The organism is Variovorax sp. 22077 (genome assembly GCF_052044195.1).
GTDB classification, from domain to species: Bacteria; Pseudomonadota; Gammaproteobacteria; order Burkholderiales; family Burkholderiaceae_C; genus Variovorax; species Variovorax atrisoli.
Genome location: NZ_JBQEQC010000003.1, coordinates 394,864 through 408,676, shown reverse-complemented (window position 1 = coordinate 408,676; position 13,813 = coordinate 394,864). Strand labels below are relative to the sequence as shown.

Annotated in this window: 13 protein-coding genes; 4 read left to right on the top strand and 9 right to left on the bottom strand. The window is 66.7% G+C overall.

Annotated elements, in window-relative coordinates; translation table 11 throughout:
- The 5 genes from ACTJLF_RS06450 to hppD all read right to left on the bottom strand — a co-directional run.
- A partial coding sequence (locus ACTJLF_RS06450; RefSeq protein ID WP_440882706.1) for an MBL fold metallo-hydrolase occupies positions 1 to 906 on the bottom strand: 906 nt, incomplete at its 3' end.
- 9 nt (positions 907 to 915) lie between these two features.
- The gene (locus ACTJLF_RS06445) at positions 916 to 2,613 is read right to left on the bottom strand and encodes an AMP-binding protein (RefSeq protein ID WP_145761357.1); all 1,698 of its coding nucleotides are present in this window, start codon (positions 2,611 to 2,613) and stop codon (positions 916 to 918) included.
- A 133-nt stretch (positions 2,614 to 2,746) separates the two neighbouring features.
- Positions 2,747 to 3,637 (bottom strand): phenylalanine 4-monooxygenase, encoded by an 891-nt coding sequence (gene phhA, locus ACTJLF_RS06440; RefSeq protein WP_132753338.1) that lies wholly within the window; start codon positions 3,635 to 3,637, stop codon positions 2,747 to 2,749.
- 29 nt (positions 3,638 to 3,666) lie between these two features.
- Positions 3,667 to 4,473, bottom strand: coding sequence for a transporter substrate-binding domain-containing protein (locus ACTJLF_RS06435; protein WP_440882705.1), 807 nt, complete (start codon positions 4,471 to 4,473; stop codon positions 3,667 to 3,669).
- A 36-nt stretch (positions 4,474 to 4,509) separates the two neighbouring features.
- Positions 4,510 to 5,637 carry a 4-hydroxyphenylpyruvate dioxygenase gene (hppD, locus tag ACTJLF_RS06430; RefSeq protein ID WP_019658473.1) on the bottom strand — a complete coding sequence of 376 codons (1,128 nt, stop codon included), beginning with the start codon at positions 5,635 to 5,637 and terminating at the stop codon, positions 4,510 to 4,512.
- A 149-nt stretch (positions 5,638 to 5,786) separates the two neighbouring features.
- On the opposite strand from hppD, the gene ACTJLF_RS06425 reads away from it, so the two are divergent.
- From ACTJLF_RS06425 to lnt, 4 genes are all read left to right on the top strand, one after another.
- Positions 5,787 to 6,260 carry an Lrp/AsnC family transcriptional regulator gene (locus ACTJLF_RS06425; RefSeq protein WP_019658474.1) on the top strand — a complete coding sequence of 158 codons (474 nt, stop codon included), beginning with the start codon at positions 5,787 to 5,789 and terminating at the stop codon, positions 6,258 to 6,260.
- A gap of 119 nt (positions 6,261 to 6,379) precedes the next feature.
- Positions 6,380 to 7,108 carry an N-acetyltransferase family protein gene (locus tag ACTJLF_RS06420; protein WP_440882704.1) on the top strand — a complete coding sequence of 243 codons (729 nt, stop codon included), beginning with the start codon at positions 6,380 to 6,382 and terminating at the stop codon, positions 7,106 to 7,108.
- Positions 7,109 to 7,217: 109 nt separating this feature from the next.
- Positions 7,218 to 8,096 carry an HlyC/CorC family transporter gene (locus ACTJLF_RS06415; RefSeq protein ID WP_019658476.1) on the top strand — a complete coding sequence of 293 codons (879 nt, stop codon included), beginning with the start codon at positions 7,218 to 7,220 and terminating at the stop codon, positions 8,094 to 8,096.
- Entirely contained in the window at positions 8,096 to 9,661 is a 1,566-nt protein-coding gene (gene lnt, locus ACTJLF_RS06410; protein ID WP_126186193.1) for an apolipoprotein N-acyltransferase, read from the top strand. The genes ACTJLF_RS06415 and lnt overlap by 1 nt, the downstream gene beginning before the upstream one ends.
- A gap of 6 nt (positions 9,662 to 9,667) precedes the next feature.
- On the opposite strand, the gene ACTJLF_RS06405 is transcribed toward lnt, so the two are convergent.
- The 4 genes from ACTJLF_RS06405 to ACTJLF_RS06390 all read right to left on the bottom strand — a co-directional run bounded on the left by ACTJLF_RS06405 (position 9,668) and on the right by ACTJLF_RS06390 (position 13,750).
- Positions 9,668 to 11,050, bottom strand: coding sequence for an FAD-binding oxidoreductase (locus ACTJLF_RS06405; protein WP_126186201.1), 1,383 nt, complete (start codon positions 11,048 to 11,050; stop codon positions 9,668 to 9,670).
- A gap of 9 nt (positions 11,051 to 11,059) precedes the next feature.
- The gene (locus ACTJLF_RS06400; protein WP_019658479.1) at positions 11,060 to 11,869 is read right to left on the bottom strand and encodes an ABC transporter permease; all 810 of its coding nucleotides are present in this window, start codon (positions 11,867 to 11,869) and stop codon (positions 11,060 to 11,062) included.
- Complete coding sequence (locus ACTJLF_RS06395) at positions 11,866 to 12,702, bottom strand: ABC transporter ATP-binding protein (RefSeq protein WP_019658480.1); 837 nt, start codon at positions 12,700 to 12,702, stop codon at positions 11,866 to 11,868. Before ACTJLF_RS06395 ends, ACTJLF_RS06400 begins: the two co-directional genes overlap by 4 nt.
- Positions 12,703 to 12,766: 64 nt before the next feature.
- On the bottom strand, positions 12,767 to 13,750 hold the full coding sequence (locus ACTJLF_RS06390; protein WP_440882703.1) for an ABC transporter substrate-binding protein: 984 nt from the start codon (positions 13,748 to 13,750) through the stop codon (positions 12,767 to 12,769).
- Positions 13,751 to 13,813 lie beyond the last annotated feature (63 nt).

Below are 13,813 nucleotides of genomic sequence, written 5' to 3'. Positions count from 1 at the left end.
CACTTCGGCACCTCCCGCAGCTACCAACTCCTCCAACATATCTCGGGCTAGCTGACCCAATTCGGATCCTCTGAAAAAACGACTCCGGATCAACTCAAGGTACGGCGTCGAAGCCAGCCAGGTCTTCCAAGCCGTCAGCGAAATCGACTGCACTTCCAGCAGCTTGAACTTCATCAAGACTTTGATGGCGTGCCGCGCATGCTTGACCGGGTCTCTGCTCAATCCATCAAGCCGTCGACGTGCAATGTCCAAGGCCCTTGCCACGTCGTCGAATACGGCCCCATGCCCCGGAATCACCCGCCGCGGCGCGAGCCCCGCGATCAGATCCAAGGTCGCGCCTATTTCTCCGAACGACGGCTCGCCCGCCAACTCGGGAAACGCGATGCCGAATCCGTTCTCCCAGAGCGCATCCGCTGAGATCAAAGTCCGAGACGTTTCCTCGAACAGAATGACCGAGTGAGGGTCGTGACCCGGCGCCGCATGCACCTGCCACGGCCTGTCACCGAGGACGCATTCGGAACCTGGAAGCAGCAGTGCCGTGAATCGAAATCGTGGACAGATCTGCCCCGTGGCCAGGAAGCTGAGCTTCTGCTCGTCCCAGCTCTCGACCAGCGCTGCCTCGCCCGGCGGAATCTCGGTGCGAACGGACGGATAGCGTCCTTGCAGCTCAGCATTTCCTCCGCAGTGGTCGCTATGCAGATGCGTGTTCAGGATGCGGTCGAGTGGCCGCTCTTGCAGCACTGACTCGACCAGCGCCAAGGTCTGCTCGGCGTGCGTCGCATAGCCTGTATCGACAAGCGCCGTCTCTGTGCTCCCCACGAACAACACATTGTTCGACGACAGCCATCCCCGCTCGAAGACGACGACGCCTGCCGGCAGCCCCGCACTCGCGGATGAATGGCTCATCTTCGCCGCTCAGGCGCCCGCACTCGTGCGGAGTTCGCGGCGCAGGATCTTCCCCACATTCGTCTTCGGCAGCGACTCCCGGAATTCGATGTGCTTCGGCCGCTTGTAGCCCGTGAGCTGCGAATGGCAATACTGCAGCACGGCCTCCTCGGTCAGCGTCGGATCCCTGCGGACCACGAACACCTTGATGGCCTCGCCCTGCTTCTCGTCGGGCACGCCCACCGCCGCGCACTCCACGACGCCGGGGCACAGCGAGATCACGTTCTCCAGTTCGTTCGGGAACACGTTGAAGCCGCTCACAAGGATCATGTCCTTCTTGCGGTCGACGATGCGGCTGTAGCCGTCTTCCTGCATCACCGCGATATCGCCGGTGCGCATGAAACCGTCGGCGGTGAAGGCCGCGGCAGTCTCGGCCGGCTGGTTGTAGTAACCCTTCATCACGTTCGGACCCTTGATGCAGAGCTCCCCCGCTTCGCCGACGGGCAACGAGTTTCCATCGTCATCCTTGATGGCGATCTCGATGCTGGGCAGCGGCAACCCGATCGTGCCGGTGAACTCGGTGTTCGACACCGGGTTGTTGGTGCCGATCGCGCATGTCTCGCTCATGCCCCAGCCTTCGATCATCGGACAGCCGGTGGCCTCGAACCACTTGCGCGCCGTGCCTTCCGAGGCGGCCATGCCGCCCGCCTGCGAGACGAAGAGCGTCGAGAAGTCGACCGACTTGAACTCCGGATGCATCAGTAGCGCATTGAACAGGGTGTTCACCGCGGGCAGCATGTGGAAGGGCCGCTTCTTCAGCACCGCGATGAACTTGTCGAAGTCGCGCGGGTTCGGAATCAGCGTCATGTGCGAGCCCTGGCGGATCACCAGCAGGCACAGTGTCAGCGCGAAGATGTGATAGAGCGGCAGCGCCGCGATGCTGTTGACCTTCGCGAGGTCGCCCGCCCGCGACAGCGCCGGCGTGAACCAGGCCTCGGCCTGCAGCGTGGCCGCGACGATGTTGCGATGGGTCAGCACCGCGCCCTTCGACAAACCGGTCGTGCCGCCGGTGTACTGCAGGAAGGCGATCGAATCGAGCGTGCTCCGGTCCGGGCCCAGCGTGCGACCGCGACCCTCGGCGATCGCCTGGCTGAAAGGGGTGACGCTGCGGCCGTCGCTCAGCGGCAGCTTGTAGGCCGGTACCAGCTTCGCGAGATGGCGCACGGCCATCGTGATCCAGGCACCGTACAAGCCTCCGAGCAGGTCGCCCATGGATGTCATGACCACATGCTTGACCGGCGTGCGCTCGATCACCTTCTCCAGCGTGGAGGCGAAGTTCTCGAGGATGACGATGGCCGTCGCTCCCGAATCCTTCAGCTGGTGCTCCAGCTCGCGCGCGGTGTACAGCGGATTGACGTTGACGCAGGTGTATCCCGCGCGCAGCACGCCGCACATCGTGACCGCGAACTGCGGAATGTTCGGCAGCATGATCGCAACCCGCGCCCCGGGCTCCAGCCCGCGCGACTGCAGCCAGGCGCCCAGCGCTTTCGACAGCGCGTCGAGCTCGCCGTACGACATCCAGCGCTCCATGCAGACCGAGAAGGGGCGGTCGGCATAACGGGCGAAGGCCTCGTCGAACATCTGGGGCAGTGAACGGTACTGCTCCGGATCGATCACGTGCGGCACGCCGGCCGGGTAGTTCTGTCGCGCGGATGATGTCGTCTGCATGCAAGCTCCTTTGGCGCGGATTGTGGAAGCCACTCTGCTTCCGCGACCAGCGGGCTTGTCCTAGGACAAGGGCGCGCGCTGTCGCGCGCGCGATAGCTGCGCACGACGACAGCTGCAAACAACCCTCGGGATCTCAGGCCTTGCCGGACTCGCCCGGCAGCAGCACCCCGGCCTCGATGTCCGGGGCCACCTTCAACGACTCGTAAAGCGGCGTGAAATCGGGTTCGGTGAGGTCGAACAGCTGCTTGAAGCTGTCGATCACGAAGTAGTTGGCCTGGTAGGTGTCGATCTTGTAGCGCGTGCGCATGGTGCGCAGCAGGTCCAGCGGCAGGCGGCGCGGCTCGTCGCTGAGCACCGCGTGCCTGAGCTCGCCCACCGAGCTGAGGATGCCGGCACCGTACGCGCGCAGGCCGTCCGGCTGGCGGATCAGGCCGAACTCCACCGTGTACCAGTAGAGGCGCGCGAGCTTTTCTCCGGCGCCGAGTTCGTGCGCCTTGATGCCGCCCTGGCCGTAGCGCTGCACGTAGTCGGCGAAGGTCGGGTCGAACAGCATCGGCACATGGCCGAAGAGGTCGTGGAACACGTCGGGCTCGACGATGTAGTCGAACTCCTCGGGCTTGCGGATCCAGTCGGTGACCGGAAACTTGCGGTTCGCGAGCAGCGTGAAGAAAGGCAGCTCCGGAATCAGCCCCGGCACGGCGACGATCTCCCAGCCCGTGGCGCGGTGCAGCCGCTCGTTGAGCTCGTCGAAGCGCGGGATGCGGTCCTTCACGCCCAGCGAGGGCAGCGCCTCGATGAAGGCGTCGCAGGCCAGCCCCGGCAGCTGCGCCACCTGCCGCTCGTAGAGGCGGCGGTAGGTGTCGTGGTCCGCCGGCGTGTAGCTGGCCCAGTCCTGCGGGCAGGTGTAGTCGGCCAGCACCGCGCCGCCGCGCGAGTAGTCGCCGCGGGGCGGGCGGTCGGAGGCGCCGTACACGGCTGGGGTGACGGCGGGGGTGACAACGGCGGCGGCTGCGGAGGAGTCCATGAAGAAGAGACCGGTCGTGAGTTGCTTGCTTACTTGAGCCAGCGGTCCATCGTCCGCTGGAAGTCGCCGCCGGCCTGCTGCAGGTGCAGCCACTGGTCGACGTACGACTTGAAGGCCACGTCGTCGCGCGGCAGCATCCAGGCCATTTCGCCGTATTGAAGCGGCTTGTCGGGGTTGACCGCGCACAGGCCCGGCTTGAGCTTCTGCTGCGTGATGGCCTCGGCCGCCTCGGTGACGAACACGTCGGCACGGTTGGCGAGGATCTCGTCGAAGATCGTCACGTTCTCGCCGTGCAGCGTGAGCTTGGCCTTCTTGAAGTTGGCACGGGCGAAGCGCTCGTTGCTGCCGCCCGGATTGAAGATGACGCGCACCGACGGCTGGTCGATGGCCGCCACGCTCTGGTACTTGGCCACGTCGGCGCAGCGCGCGATCGGCGTCTTGCCGTTGACCATGTAGGGCGCGCTGAAGAAGGCGCGCTTCTGCCGGTCGGTGGTGACCGACACGCCGCCCACGGCGATGTCGCACTTGCCGGCGGTCAGGTCGGGCAGCAGGTTGGCCCAGGTGGTCTTGATCCACTCGGGCTTCGCGCCGAGGCTGGCGCTGAAGCCGGCCATCAGGTCGACGTCGATGCCCTCGAAGGCGCCGTCGGGCTTCTGGAAGCTGAAGGGCTTGTAGTCGCCCGGCGTGCAGATGCGCAGCACCGCGGCCTTCTGCACGCTATCGAGGTGCGAGGCGCCGACCGCCGGCGCGGCCGCGGGCGCCATCGCGCAACCCGAAAGAAGGGCGGCAGCCGCCGCGATGAAAGTCAGACCGATCGAAGGCGTACAGCTGCGCATGCGTGCTCCAGAAGCAGGTAGATAAGGGAAGGGCCCTTATTTTGCGGCGCTAAGCACGCCGCGGCGCATCTGGTCGAGCTCGATGCTCTCGAACAGCGCCTTGAAGTTGCCGTTGCCGAAGCCGTCGTCACCCTTGCGCTGGATGAACTCGAAGAAGATCGGGCCGAGCTGGTTCTCGCTGAAGATCTGCAGCAGCAGAGCGTCCTTCTTGCCGTCGATCAGGATCTTGCGCTTGTGCAGCTCCTCGACGCTTTCGCCGTGGCCGGGAATGCGCTTGTCGACCAGCTCGTAGTAGGTGTCGATGGTGTCCAGCAGCTTCACGCCATTGGCGCGCAGCGCGTCGACCGTTTGGTACAGGTCGTCCGAGCCCATCGCGATGTGCTGGATGCCTTCGCCGTTGTACATGTCCAGGTACTCCTGGATCTGGCCGGCCTGCTCCTTGCCCTCTTCGTTGATCGGGATGCGGATCTTGCCGCAGGGGCTGGTCATGGCCTTGCTCTTCACGCCGGTGACCTGGCCTTCGATGTCGAAGTACTTCACCTCGCGGAAGTTGAACAGGCGCTCGTAGAACTCGGCCCATTCGTTCATGCGGCCACGGTGCACGTTGTGGGTGAGGTGGTCGATGTAGGTCAGGCCGTTGCCCACGGGCGCCAGCGCCTCTTCGGCGGACAGGCCCGGCAGCGCCTCGAAGTCCACGTCGAAGAAGCCGATGTTGCCGATGTCGCCCGGCTTCGCGCCGTTCTTGCCGCGCCAGCGGTCGACCAGGTAGATCAGGCTGTCGCCGATGCCCTTGATGGCCGGGATGTTCAGCTCGCCCGGGCCGGCCTTGTCGGCGAAGCCCCAGGCGCCCAGCGAGATGGCGCGTTCGTAGGCGAACTTGGCGTCCTGCACGCGGAACGCGATGGCGCACACGCTGGGGCCGTGCAGGCGCGCGAAGCGCTGCGCGAACGAATCGGGCTCGGCGTTGATGATGAAGTTGATCGTGCCCTGGCGATAGAGCAACACGTTCTTGTGGCGGTGCTTGGCCACGGCCTTGAAGCCCATTCGCTCGAACACCTTGCCCATGGCGACCGGATCGGGTGCCGCGTACTCGATGAATTCGAAGCCATCGGTGCCCATGGGGTTCTCCCAGGGCGTGAAGGCTGGTGCGTCGGCAAGGCTCATGTGCGGTCTCCGGTGTGGGGATGGAATGAATGAATGAACGGGGCGCGAAATCGGCCGGTCATGCAATGTAGGGCGGATGCCTCTCAGGTTTACTGCGTTTCCGCGCGCCCCTGGTGGCCGTCACGCAGTAAAACTGCAAGAATGGCGAAATGGAAGCACTGGACAAGATCGATAGACTCATTCTGCGCACGCTTCAAGCAGACGGTCGCGCCACCTACGACCAGATCGCCGAGCAGGTGAGCCTGTCTCCCAGCGCCGTGCTGCGCAGGGTCAAGCGGCTGGAAGAACACCGCGTGATCGACCGCTACGTGGCGCTGGTTCAGCCTGAAGCCGTCGGCCTGGGGCTGACCGCCTATCTCAACGTGCGTCTCGAAAAGCACACCGAGACCCACAAGCGCAATCCCATGGACCTGTTCCGGGCCAGCGTGCAGACATGGCCGGAGGTGGTCGAGTGCGCCGCCCTCACCGGCGACATGGACTACCTGCTGCGCGTGGTGGTGGCCGACATGGCCCACTACAGCCGCTTCATCATGGACACCCTGCTCAAGCACCCCAGCGTGGAAGACTGCAAGACCAGCTTCGTGCTGGACCGTGTCAAAGCCACAACAGCTGTGCCCGTTTAGCCACATTTCGGTTGCTCGGGCGCTACACCGGTGGCTACAGCCAGGCACTGGGTCACAAATGTGTCGGGAGATTGACCTTGTAGACTTGTTGTTTAAGGGAAAACCCTTAAAGTTGAGCCATGCTTACCGCCAGGAACCTGCTCAAAGCGTCTCTCGGCATTGGCTCTTTCCTGAGGGCGCCGATGGTCGAGGCGCAACCACGCGCAGTCAGCGCGCCTCAACCGGTGATGGTGCCGATCCGCTCGATCGGCCCGCGCGAACGCGAGCGCATCGCGCGCCACCTGCTCGACCTCACCCCGCACGACCGCTACCTGCGTTTCGGCTACGCAGCGGCCGACGAGCAGGTCCAGCGCTACGTCGACAGCCTCGATTTCGAGCGCGACGAGCTTTTCGGCATCTACAACCGCCGCCTCGACCTGATCGCGATGGCCCACCTGGCATTCGCCCCCGGCGACCAGCACAGCGACTGCGCCGAGTTCGGCGTGTCGGTCTCGGCCCATGCCCGCGGCCGTGGCTACGGCGCCCGCCTGTTCGAGCGCGCCGTGGTCGTGGCCCGCAACGAGGGGGTGGGCATGCTCTTCATCCATGCGCTGAGCGAGAACGCCGCCATGCTGAAGATCGCCCGTAACGCCGGGGCCACCGTGGTGCGCAGCGGCGCCGAAGCCGAAGCCCATCTCGAGCTGCCCAGCGCCACCTTCGACAGCCGCATGAGCGAAATCGCCCTGGAGCACTACGCGGCCGTCGACTTCGCCCTCAAGAGCCGCGCCAAGCAGTTCTGGACCTTCCTGGCCAGCCTGCAGGAAGTGCGCAGCGGCATGCGCGACGCCCGCAGGAAGTCGGCGCCCTGAGCCCTGCGGCCCATGGCGGCCGCCCGGGCCCGGCCCCTTGAAAGGGGCCGGTAGAGGGTGTCACACGCAATCCGGTATCCTTGTCCCTCCTCAACTCCGCCCTCCCGCAGTGGCCGAACCTCACCCTGAACGCGCTCCCGTCGAACGGGAAGACAAGCGCAGCTTTCTCCAGAAACTCGCCGAATTCATCCATCCCGGCCCTGATTCGCGCGACGAGCTGATCGAAACCCTGGCAGACGCCGAGGACAACGAGGTGATCGGCGCGGAGTCGCGCGTGATGCTCGAAGGCGTGCTGCGCATGGCCGACATGACCGCCGGCGACGTGATGGTCGCTGCGCCGCGCATGGACCTGGTGAACATCGACGCACCGTTCGACGCGCTTCTGCACCTGGTCATCGACACCGCGCACTCGCGCTTTCCGGTGTACGAGGGCGAGAAGGAGAACATCATCGGCATCCTGCTCGCGAAGGACCTGCTCAAGCTGCAGCGCGCGCCGGACCTGAACATCCGTGCGCTGCTGCGCCCGGCGACCTTCGTTCCGGAGAGCAAGGGCCTGAACGACCTGCTGCGCGAATTCCGCGGCAACCGCAACCATCTGGCCATCGTCATCGACGAATTCGGCCGCGTGGCCGGCCTCATCACCATCGAGGACGTGCTCGAGCAGATCGTCGGCGAGATCGAGGACGAGTTCGATATCGCCGAGGACGAGGGCGACATCTTCGGCCTGGCCGACCACACCTACCGCGTCTCGGGCGATACGCCCATCGAGCGCGTCGCAGAGGCCTTCGGCATCGTGTTCGACGAAGAGCAGCTCAGCGAAGACTTCGACACCATCGGCGGGCTGATCGCGCACGAGATGGGCCACGTGCCCAAGCGCGGCGAGCACCATGCGATCGGCGGTTTCGATTTCGTGGTGCTGCACACCAAGGGCGGCGCGGTGCGCTGGTTCAAGGTGTCCCCGGCACGCGGCGGCGACGCGGCCGACTGATGGTTCGCGCGCCGGCTTCCTCCTTCGCCTCCTTACTCCGTCCGCTCGGCTTCGTCGCCGCCGGGCTCGCGCAGGCGCTCTCGATGGCCTCGCCGGTCGGCGGCAAGCCGCTGTGGTGGCTGCAGCTGCTGTCGCTGGGTGCCCTGGTGTGGCTGCTCGACGGGCTGCGTTCGCAGGGCGCGGGCTGGCGCCGCGCGGGGTTGCACGGCTGGTTGTTCTCCACCGCCTGGCTCACCGGCAGCTTCTGGTGGCTCTTCATCTCGATGCACACCTACGGCGGCCTGCCGGCGCCGCTGGCGGCCATCGCCGTGCTCGCGCTGGCTGCCGCGCTGGGCCTGTACTACGCGGTCGCGGCTGCATGGTTCGTGGTGAAGGGGCCGCAGGGGCGGGTGGCGGGCGCACTGGTCTTCGCGGCGCTCTGGACGCTGGCCGAGCTGGTGCGAGGCAGCTGGTTCACCGGCTTCCCGTGGGGTGCGGGCGGCTACGCGCACGTGGAAGGCCCGCTCGCCGCGCTTGCGCCATGGGTGGGCGTGTACGGCATCGGCGCCGCGGCGGCGCTGGCCGTTGCGCTGGTCGCGCTGCATCGTCCGCTGCGCATGGCGCAGGCCGCGCAAGGCATCGTGCTGATCGCGCTCGTGTTCGCCGTGCCGAATCTCGTGCCGGCGCTTGGCGACGATGTGCGGGGCGACAAGGGCGCTGCGGGCAGTCTGAGCATCGCGCTCCTGCAGGGCAACATCCCGCAGGACGAGAAGTTCATTCCCGGCGGCGGCATCGAGACCGCGCTGAGCTGGTACGGCGAGCAGCTGCGCGATGCGAAGGCTTCGCTCGTCGTCACGCCCGAGACCGCGCTGCCGCTGTTGCCCGTGCAGCTGCCGCCCGGCTATCTCGAAGCGATCCAGGCGCGCTACAGCCAGGGCACGCAGGCAGCCATCGTCGGCCTGCCCATGGGCGGACAGGGCACCTACAGCAACTCGGTGCTCGGCTTCCGTCCCGGCGAAGCGCGGCCGTACGTCTACAGCAAGCACCACCTGGTGCCCTTCGGCGAATTCATTCCGCCGGGCTTTCGCTGGTTCATCCAGATGATGAACATCCCGCTGGGCGACTTCGCGCGCGGCGGGCTCGCCCAGGCGCCCTTCGTCTGGCAGGGCCAGCGCATCGCGCCGAACATCTGCTACGAGGACTTGTTCGGCGACGAGATTGGTGCGAACTTCCGCGACGAGGCCATGGCGCCCACCATCCTGCTCAACGTGAGCAACATCGCCTGGTTCGGCGACACGGTGGCCATCGACGAGCACCTGTCGATCTCGCGCATGCGCGCGCTCGAGTTCGCGCGGCCGATGGTGCGTTCCACCAACACCGGCGCGACCGTGGTGATCGACGCCCAGGGCCGCGTGACGCACGAGCTGCCGCGCCTCACGCGCGGCGTGCTTGAGGCGAACGTGGAAGGCCGTCGCGGCCTCACGCCCTTCGCGCGCTGGGTGGCGCCCTTCGGCCTCTGGCCGCTGTGGTTGCTGGCCATGGCCATCGTTGCCGCGGCCTGGGTGCAGGGCCGCCGCAGGAACTGAAACCGGTCAGGCTGCCGCAGCAGCCGCCTTCACAGGCCAGTCGCGCAGCTTGCCCGGGTTCAGCAGCCCCAGCGGGTCGAAGCGCTTCTTCACCTCGATGACTTCCGGCGGCAGCGGCCCGCCGGCCTTGCCGTCTTCCACGATGTTCACGTGCGGGTTGTTGATGTGCACGCCGTGCTCGCGGTGGATGCGCATGATCTCCTGCAGCCGTTCCTCGGTGCTGAAGCGCACCAGCTGCAGCCCGCTGCAGGTCATGAGGCCGGCCACGTTGCGCAGGAACTCGATGTGCATCATCACCTCGCCCTGCTCGCCGCCCAGCAGCTTCTCCATCTCGATGACCTGCTCGACGTGCCTGCCCGGGACGAAGCCGCTCTGCAGGTAGGTCAGGTTCGGATCGATCTTCAGGGCGTGCAGCGTCGTGTGGTTCCAGGTGAATTCCATCAGCGTGCGGTTGCTCTTCTGCACCTCGGCGGCGGTCTTGCGGTAGCTGACCGTGCCGCCGTGCGCTTCCACCAGCTGCAGCATCGCGGGCTCGCACGATTCGGCCACCAGCGACAGCACCGTGTGGCAGCCCTTGGGCAGGTGCGTGGCGAGCTGCGCGAGATGGTCGGAGATCGGCGCCGCGAAGAAGGTGACGCCGCGCTTCACGATGCCCGGCGCGTGCGCGAGCTTGTCGGCGAAGTGCAGCGCGCTTTCGAAGTCGCCGAAGGTCACCAGCGTCTCGAGCCAGGGATGCGCGGGCGCCAGGGCGATCTCCAGCTCCAGCACGAGGCCGTTGGTGCCCCACAGGTGGTGCATGCGCATCGCGTCGGCGCCGCGCAGCTCGACGACCTGCGGCTCGGCCTCGATGGTCATCGCGCGGATGCCGATCACGTTGCCAGGCGCGCCCAGCGGCCCGTAGTTGATGGAGCCCACGCCGCCGAAGCCGCCGCCGAAGAGGCCGCCCAGCGTCGCGCTGCGGTAGGTGGACGGAACACAGCGCAGCTCCTGCCCCGTGGGCTTGGTCTGCTTCTCGAGTTCACCCAGGCGGATGCCGGCCTGCGCGCGCGCCACGCCGGGGCGCACCCACAGGCAGCCGTTGTAGCCCGTCATGTCGAGCACCACGCCGCCGGCCAGCGGCGTGGTCTGGCCGTAGTTGCCGGTGCCGCTGCCGCGGATGGTGATGGGCACGCAGCGGCGCGCGCAGGCGCCGACCACGGCGCGGATCTCTTCCTCGGTGCGCGGCCGCACGACCGCGTCGGCGCGCTTGTCCTTGAGCTGGCGCACCAGCACGGGGCTGAACCAGGAGAAGTCGGAGGACAGCCGCGTGACGCGGCTCTCGTCGGTGATCCAGTCGAGGTCGGGCAGTTCGAGCAGCAGCTGCTCGATGGCGGAAACAGGGGCGTTCATGGTCAAGGTTCAATCCTGGGAAAGTTCGCTCGCATGCCACGAGCCCAGCGCCAGCTTGGTGAGCCAGGCCATCAGCACGAAGAGCGCGACACCGGTGAGGGAAATGAGCAGCAGCGCCGCGAACATGCGCGGAATGTTCAGTTGGAAGCCCGCCTGCAGGATCTGGTAGGCCAGGCCCGCGCCCGAGCCGCCGGTGCCCGCGACGAACTCCGCCACCACCGCGCCGATCAGCGCGAGGCCGCTGGAGATGCGCAGGCCGCCGAAGAAGTACGGCAGCGCGCTCGGGATGCGCAGCCGCACCAGCTGCTGCCAGCGCGTCGCGCGGTTGAGCTTGAAGTAGCTCTGCAGGTCGGGGTCGATGCTGCGCAGGCCCAGCGTGGTGTTGCTGATGATCGGGAACAGCGCCACCAGCGCGGCGCACACCGTCATCGCCGCCACCGGGTTCTTCACCCAGATGATGATGAGCGGCGCCACCGCGACGATGGGCGTGACCTGCAACAGCACCGCGTAGGGGAAGAGCGCGGTCTCGATGCGCTTGCTCTGCACGAACAGGAACGAGATCAGCACGCCCGCCACCGTGGCCAGCAGGAACGACAGCACCGTGATCTTCAGCGTGACCAGCAGCGCGTTGCCCAGCGGCGCCCAGTCGGTCACCAGCGTCTGCATCATCAGGTAGGGCGAAGGCACCAGGTAGGGCGGCAGCTCCATCGCCACCACCAGCCACTGCCACAGGGCGATCAGCACCACGCCGATCAGCACCGGGTAGAGCACGCGCTGCACGCGCGGCTGGCCCAGCAGGGGAACGGTCTTCGCAGTCATCGCGCGGCCTCCTCGTCAGTGCTGCTGGCGCGCAGCAGGCTGTCCTGCAGCTGCTTGGCGTAGCGCGCGAATTCGGGCGTGACCATGAAGTCGGCGCTGCGCGGATAGGGCTCGTCGATGCGGAACTCCTCCACCACGCGGCCGGGCCGCGCGGCCATCATCACCACGCGGCTCGACAGGAACACCGCCTCGTGGATCGAATGCGTCACGAAGATCACCGTGAGCTTCTTCTTGCGCCACAGCTCCAGCAGGTCGGCGTCGAGCTTGTGGCGCGTGATCTCGTCGAGCGCGCCGAAGGGCTCGTCCATCAGCAGCAGGTCGGGCTGCGTGACGAGGCCGCGCGCGATCGACACGCGCATCTGCATGCCGCCCGAAAGCGCACGCGGCAGCGCGTCGGCGAACTTCTGCAGGCCCACGAGCTCGAGCGATTCCATCACCCGCGCATCGGCCTCCTTGCGCGGCACGCCCGCCAGGTCCAGCGGCAGCCGCACGTTGGTGCGCACGCTGGCCCACGGCATCAGCGTGGGCGACTGGAACACGAACGACATCTTGTGCGAGCTCTCGTGCAGCTGCGCCACCGGCCGGCGCCACACCAGCAGGCGGCCGTCGCTGGGCTCGAGCATGCCCGCCACCATCTTCAGCAGCGTGCTCTTGCCGCAGCCCGAGGGGCCGAGCAGGGTGACGAACTCGCCTTCGGCGATGGACAGGTCCACGGGCAGCAGCGCCTGCGTGCCGTTGGGATACGTCTTCTCGGCCGAGAGCACTTCCACCGCCGGGACGGCAGGTGCGAAATCGGGCGGGGGCGCCAGCGTGTGGGGGTCGATGCGATTCATTCGTGAGGCCTTTCGAGAACGGCCGCGCTGCGTGGCCGCGTGGTTTCAGGGCAGTGCCCGAGCGTCAGGGAATGACCTTGGCGTCCTTGACGAACTCGGTCGTGTAGGTCTTGGCCAGCTCGACCTTGGCGGGGTCGAGCAGCTTCGCGCTCACCAGGAAGTCGTAGCTCGCCTTGGCGCGTGCATCCGTCATCACGCCGATGCCGAGCTTGGCCGCGTCGCCGCCGGTGACCATGCCCATCTCCTTGAGCTTGGCGACGCTGTAGGCCAGCTGGTCGTCGGTCATGTTGGGGTTGTCCTTCTTGATGAGGGCGTTGGCGGGCGCGGGGTCCGCGAGGTAGCTCTTCCAGCCTTCGGCCGAGGCCTTCACGAAGGCGGCGACCTGCTTGCTGCGGTCCTTCACCGTCTTCTCCATGCACGACACGGTGGTCGCGTAGGCCGGGAAGCCGTGGTCGCTGAACATCAGCACGGTGCTCTTCACGCCGGCCTTCTGGATGGCGTAGGGCTCCGAGGTCAGGTAGCCCTGCTGCGCGGCGTTCTTGTCGGCGACGAAGGGCTGGATGTTGAAGGTGTAGGGACGGGTCTGCTCGTCGGTGAAGCCGAACTTGGCCTTCACCCACGGCCAGTAGCCGCGCTGGGCCTGCGCGCCGATCAGCAGCGTCTTGCCCTTGAGGTCCTCGAACTTCTTCACGTCGTCGTGCGCGATCAGCACCTGCGGGTCCTTCTGGAAGAAGGCCGCCACGTTGACCACCGGCACGCCGCCTTCGCGCACCTGCATCATTTGGATGTCGCTCGAGCCCATGATGCAGTCGGCCTGGCCGGCGGCCATCATCTGCGTGATGTTGACCTGCGGGCCGCCCATCTTGATGGTGACGTCGAGGCCGTACTTCTTGTAGATGCCCTGCGCCACGGCCTGGTAGAAGCCGCCGTGCTCGGCCTGCGCATACCAGTTGGTCATGTAGGTGAACTTGTCCTCGGCCTGGGCGGGCGCGGCGGCGAGGAAGGCGATGGCGGCTGCGCCGGCGATGGACAGTGCGAAGGAGCGCATGGGAGTGGACCTCTCGTAGGCTGGGGAGTTGAAGAAGAAAGAAGAAAAAGGTGAAGCGGCCGT

What these genes read in the sequence shown, in the direction of transcription:
- ACTJLF_RS06445 (WP_145761357.1), bottom strand. Translation starts at nt 2,613, where the DNA reads ATGCAGACGACATCATCCGCGCGACAGAACTACCCGGCCGGCGTGCCG.
- phhA (WP_132753338.1), bottom strand. Translation starts at nt 3,637, where the DNA reads ATGGACTCCTCCGCAGCCGCCGCCGTTGTCACCCCCGCCGTCACCCCA.
- ACTJLF_RS06435 (WP_440882705.1), bottom strand. Translation starts at nt 4,473, where the DNA reads ATGCGCAGCTGTACGCCTTCGATCGGTCTGACTTTCATCGCGGCGGCT.
- hppD (WP_019658473.1), bottom strand. Translation starts at nt 5,637, where the DNA reads ATGAGCCTTGCCGACGCACCAGCCTTCACGCCCTGGGAGAACCCCATG.
- ACTJLF_RS06425 (WP_019658474.1), top strand. Translation starts at nt 5,787, where the DNA reads ATGGAAGCACTGGACAAGATCGATAGACTCATTCTGCGCACGCTTCAA.
- ACTJLF_RS06420 (WP_440882704.1), top strand. Translation starts at nt 6,380, where the DNA reads ATGCTTACCGCCAGGAACCTGCTCAAAGCGTCTCTCGGCATTGGCTCT.
- lnt (WP_126186193.1), top strand. Translation starts at nt 8,096, where the DNA reads ATGGTTCGCGCGCCGGCTTCCTCCTTCGCCTCCTTACTCCGTCCGCTC.
- ACTJLF_RS06405 (WP_126186201.1), bottom strand. Translation starts at nt 11,050, where the DNA reads ATGAACGCCCCTGTTTCCGCCATCGAGCAGCTGCTGCTCGAACTGCCC.
- ACTJLF_RS06400 (WP_019658479.1), bottom strand. Translation starts at nt 11,869, where the DNA reads ATGACTGCGAAGACCGTTCCCCTGCTGGGCCAGCCGCGCGTGCAGCGC.
- ACTJLF_RS06395 (WP_019658480.1), bottom strand. Translation starts at nt 12,702, where the DNA reads ATGAATCGCATCGACCCCCACACGCTGGCGCCCCCGCCCGATTTCGCA.
- ACTJLF_RS06390 (WP_440882703.1), bottom strand. Translation starts at nt 13,750, where the DNA reads ATGCGCTCCTTCGCACTGTCCATCGCCGGCGCAGCCGCCATCGCCTTC.